Origin of the sequence: Streptomyces sp., assembly GCF_031181705.1 — a bacterium.
In the GTDB taxonomy this organism is placed as follows: domain Bacteria; phylum Actinomycetota; class Actinomycetes; order Streptomycetales; family Streptomycetaceae; genus Streptomyces.
In genome coordinates this window covers 1-4,327 of record NZ_JAPSKN010000238.1, presented here as the reverse complement: position 1 = coordinate 4,327, position 4,327 = coordinate 1, and the positions used below count along the sequence as shown (strand labels likewise).

Below are 4,327 nucleotides of genomic sequence, written 5' to 3'. Positions count from 1 at the left end.
AGGCACCTGACCAGCGGCATTCTGCTGCGCGACAGCCTTCTGACCGGACCCCCCGGTGCCGGGCATGGCACCCGGCAGGGCACCCACCACCGCCGACCCCACCGGCTGCCCACCCCCCGGCGCACCTGGCGCGACCGGAACTGCCGCACCGGGCGCACCCGGCACCGCCGTACCCGGCGCCTGGGCTGCGGCCGCTCCGGCCGCCTCGGCCACAGCAGCCGCCTGGGCCGGCTGGGGAGCGACGGCACGCCGCCGGCGTCCGGTCGGCGCGCTCGTGGGATGCGGCTGCGGAGGTGTGTGATCGGCGGACTGGTCGTGCGGCACGGCGTCGTGCCGGCCCTCGTCGGCACCTCCGTCGCCGGAGGCCGCGGAGGCCCCGGCTCCACCCGCACCGGCGGGCCCGGCGGGCCCGAGGACGCCGGTGGCCTCGGGCGAACCCGCCGTGCCGGGCGGAACCGTCACCGCCTCCTGCCCGGCCGGAGCCGTCTGGTCGGACTCGGCGGGCGGCAGGGCGAACACCGGACGCGGCCCCGCCGCCTGCTGCGCGGCCGCCGCCCTCTCGTTCGCGGCGGCCAGCGCCCGCCGCCGGCGCCCGGTCGGCTGCTGATCCTCTTGCTGCGCCGCGTCGCCCGGGCCACCGGAGGCCTCACCGGACGGGGGCGCGGGCAGGGCCGGCGGCAGTGCGTGCTGCTCACCCGGCTCCCGCCGGGCCCGCCGCCCGGACGGCGGCGCGGGCACACCCTGCGGCGGAACGGTCCCGCCCAGCCCCGTCCCCGAGGCAGCGGTCCCGGCCGCGTGCTCGGCGGCCGTGACGACGGCCCCCTCGGCGACACCCTGGACGGCGCTCCCGACGGCCCCGGCGGCGGCGGTGCCAGGGGCACCCGCGATCGCACCCGCGACGGCAGGCGCACCGGCACCCGCACCCGCGTCCTCGGCCGCCCGGCCGCGCCGCCGCCCGGTACCGCCCGACGCGGCGCCCTCACCGGACGCCTGCGCGGGAAGAGCGGCCGGTTCCCCGGCGGCCCGCCGCCGGCGCCGCCCGGTCGGCACGTCCCCTTCGGCACCACCGGCATCAGCACCGGCAGCAGCACCGTCACCGACGGCCCCGTCGTCCTCGGCCGCCGGAACGTCCGCGTCCAGGAACGCGTCGGTCGAGCCCCGCCGGGCCCGGCGCCGCCCTCCCCCGGAGGTCTGCTCCTCCGGAGCGGCGGCACCACCCTCGTCCACCGGCTGTGCGGCGACGGCCCCGGCCCCGCCCCCGAGCGGCACCTCCAGCACGTACGCGCTCCCGCTCATCCCGGGCACCTCGTGCGTCTGCAGCACGCCGCCATGGGCCCGGACGATCCCGCGCACGATGGGCTCGTGGACGGTGTCGCCCCCGGCGTACGGCCCGCGCACCTCGATGCGGACGACCTCACCGCGCTGCGCCGCCGCCACCACGACGGTGTTGTCCAGGTAACCGCCCGCCGACACGGGCGTGTTGCCGGTCGCGTCCACGCCCGCCACGTCCGCGACGAGATGCGCGAGGGCGGTGGCGAGCAGCCGGGGGTCCACCTCGGCCTCGATGGGCGGCGCGTGCACGGCGAACTGCACCCGCCCGGGCCCGATGAGCTCGACGGCGCCGTCCACACCTGCGGCGACGACGGCGTCCAGCATCACCTTCGTCCGGGCGACGTTCTCACTGCCGGCGTCGAGCCGCTGGTAGCCGAGGACGTTGTCGATCAGCGTCGTGATGCGCGAGTAGCCGGCCGAGAGGTGGTGCAGCACCTGGTTGGCCTCGGGCCACAGCTGCCCGGCGTCGTCGGCGGCGAGCGCGGCCAGTTCGCGGCGCAGCTCCTCCAGCGGCCCGCGCAGGGAACGCCCCAGCAGGGTCAGCAGCTGCTCGTGCCGGGCGGCGAGCGCCTCGAAGCGGTCCTTCTCCCGCTCACCCAGGGCGGCGTAGCGCTCCTCGTTCGCGGCGAGCTCCTCGGCGTGCCGCTCGCGCAGCTCCTCCACCTCGGCGACGTGCTGCTGGCGCAGGGCGGTCAGCTCGGAGGCGTGCTCCTCGGAGAGCCGCTCCAGCTCCTCGGCGTGGGCCTTCTCGGCCGCCTCCTTCTCCTCGACGACGGCGTCGTAGGGCCGCCGGTCGGTGAAGGTCATGACGGCGCCGACGAGCTGGTCGCCGTCGCGCACGGGCGCGGTCGTCAGGTCGACCGGCACCTTCGAGCCGTCCTTGGCGTACAACACCTGCCCGCGCACCCGGTGCTTGCGCCCGGAGCGCAGGGTGTCGGCGAGGGGTGAGTCCTCGTAGGGGAAGGGAGAGCCGTCGGGGCGGGAGTGCAGGACGAGCGTGTGCAGCTCGCGCCCGCCGAGGTCGCTGGCCCGGTAACCCAGTATCTGGGCGGCGGCCGGGTTGACGAGGACGATCCGCCCGTCGGTGTCGGTCCCGACGACGCCTTCGGCCGCGGCCCGCAGGATCATCTCGGTCTGCCGCTGCGAGCGCGCGAGCTCGGCCTCGGTGTCGACGGTCCCGGACAGATCGCGTACGACGAGCATGAGCAGCTCGTCGCCGGTGTAGCCGTAACTGTCGTAGGCCTGCTGCCCGTTCTCCAGATTCGCACTGGTGACCTCGACGGGGAACTCCGTCCCGTCGGTCCTGCGCGCGACCATCCGGGTGGGCTTGGTCCGGGCCCGCGGGTCGAGGTGCTCGGGCCGCCGCATGGAGCCCGGGATGAGCTTGGAGTCGAACTGCGGCAGCAGGTCCAGCAACCCCCGCCCCACCAGGGCGGTGCCCGGGGTCTCGAAGGCGTCCAGGGCGATGGAGTTGGCGTTGACGACCGTCCCGTTGGCGTTGACCAGCACCAACGCGTCCGGCAGGGCGTCCAGTATGGCTGCGAGGCGAGCAGCGCCTCGGGATGGCCTGCTGCTCACGAGACGCTTCCTCCCTGTTACCGCACCTTGCCGACCGCTCGGGCCATCTTGCCAACCGTCCCGGGCCGTGTCACGCGAGGGAGTCTAAGGGCTGCGGTTGCGCTCGCGACGCCGGATGAGAGGGAGGTCGCACGAGGAAGTGACCCCGAACTGACGACCGAGTAAGCGTCAAACGCCCGCCCTCCTGCGACGACGTCGCGGGACCTTCGCGGGACCTTTACGAGAGCGGCGTTTCTGTATCTTTCGGCCGAGCCGCCCGGAGCCGGCGGAATCAGGGCGGAGTGTGGCGCGAACGGGCCGGCGCCGGCCCGCTGCGCCTCCCCGCCCGCGTCAGCCCTTTCCTCCGGCCTTCATGTCCGGCAGCAGCGGCACGAGCCGGTCCCAGCGGGCGATCCCGCAGCCGTCGCGGCGGTCGTAGGTGGCGTCGACGGGGCGCCCGGCCCAGGTGCCGGTGACGTGCGCGGTGGCCGGTCCGCCGTACTGCATGGTGCAGAAGCCGCCTTCCGGGGCGGGGGCGAAGAGGTCCTGCCCCCAGCGCGTGTCCCGCTGCAGCGTGGCGCAGGCTCCGCGCGGGTCGGGGTGGCTGCCGCCGTCGGGATCGCAGTACAGCTCGTACGTCCCGTCGGTCCCGCCGCCCGCGTTCCGCACGGTGACGGTGAGGTGGTCGCGGTCCGGTCCGCCGGGGGGTGACGGGAGGGCGGCGGCGTCGGCCCGGGCGTACGCGGTGGAGGGGACGGCCGCCAGCGAGCCGACGGCGGCGACGGAGGCGGCGGCGCCGACGAGGAGGCGCCGCAGGACGGGGCGGGCGGTGGCCCGGGGAGTGGCACGCAACATGCCCTGACTAACGCGGCACGCTCCCTGACGTTGCGCGCGCCCCGCGCGCGCCCTCCGTACGGCCCTCCGTACGGCCCTCCCGTGACGGCCGGCCGCGGGCCGGGCAAGGCCTTTGCCCTGCGCCCTTCCCGCCTAGTACCGTGGGGGTCGATTGGTGGCACCCCGCTCGACTGTGTCATCATCGGCACGCACCGACCCGCGCTCGCGCGGGTGGATGTGTGGAGGCGTCGCCTAGTCCGGTCTATGGCGCCGCACTGCTAATGCGGTTTGGGCCTTAAAGCCCATCGAGGGTTCAAATCCCTCCGCCTCCGCCACGATCACGAAGCCCCGGTCAGCCGACCGGGGCTTCGCCGTTGCCGGGGGTGCCGCAGACCCCGTCCAGACGGCGTTTCCGCAGGTCACAAGCGGTATGGCTAACGGATTTCACATGGCGGCGGCAGTCATGTAATGTTCTTCCTGTCGCCGCGAGCGAGCCGGAAGGCCCGGGAGCGGCGATAAAACAGAACAAGCACTCGTAGCTTAACGGATAGAGCATCTGACTACGGATCAGAAGGTTGCAGGTTCGAATCCTGCCGAGTGCACA

General features: G+C 74.9%; 2 protein-coding genes and 2 tRNA genes. 2 read left to right on the top strand and 2 right to left on the bottom strand.

Features of this window, described 5'->3' with window-relative positions:
- Nucleotides 1-2,910 (bottom strand): PAS domain-containing protein (locus tag RIN80_RS26340; RefSeq protein ID WP_309098144.1); only part of this gene is annotated, 2,910 nt, incomplete at its 3' end.
- Nucleotides 2,911-3,240: 330 nt separating this feature from the next.
- On the bottom strand, nt 3,241-3,744 hold the full coding sequence (locus RIN80_RS26335; protein ID WP_309098143.1) for an SSI family serine proteinase inhibitor: 504 nt from the start codon (nt 3,742-3,744) through the stop codon (nt 3,241-3,243).
- A 220-nt stretch (nt 3,745-3,964) separates the two neighbouring features.
- Between RIN80_RS26335 and RIN80_RS26330 the strand changes: the two genes are divergently transcribed.
- A tRNA-Ser gene (locus tag RIN80_RS26330) sits at nt 3,965-4,058 on the top strand.
- A gap of 194 nt (nt 4,059-4,252) precedes the next feature.
- Nucleotides 4,253-4,325 (top strand) — tRNA-Arg (locus RIN80_RS26325).
- Nucleotides 4,326-4,327 lie beyond the last annotated feature (2 nt).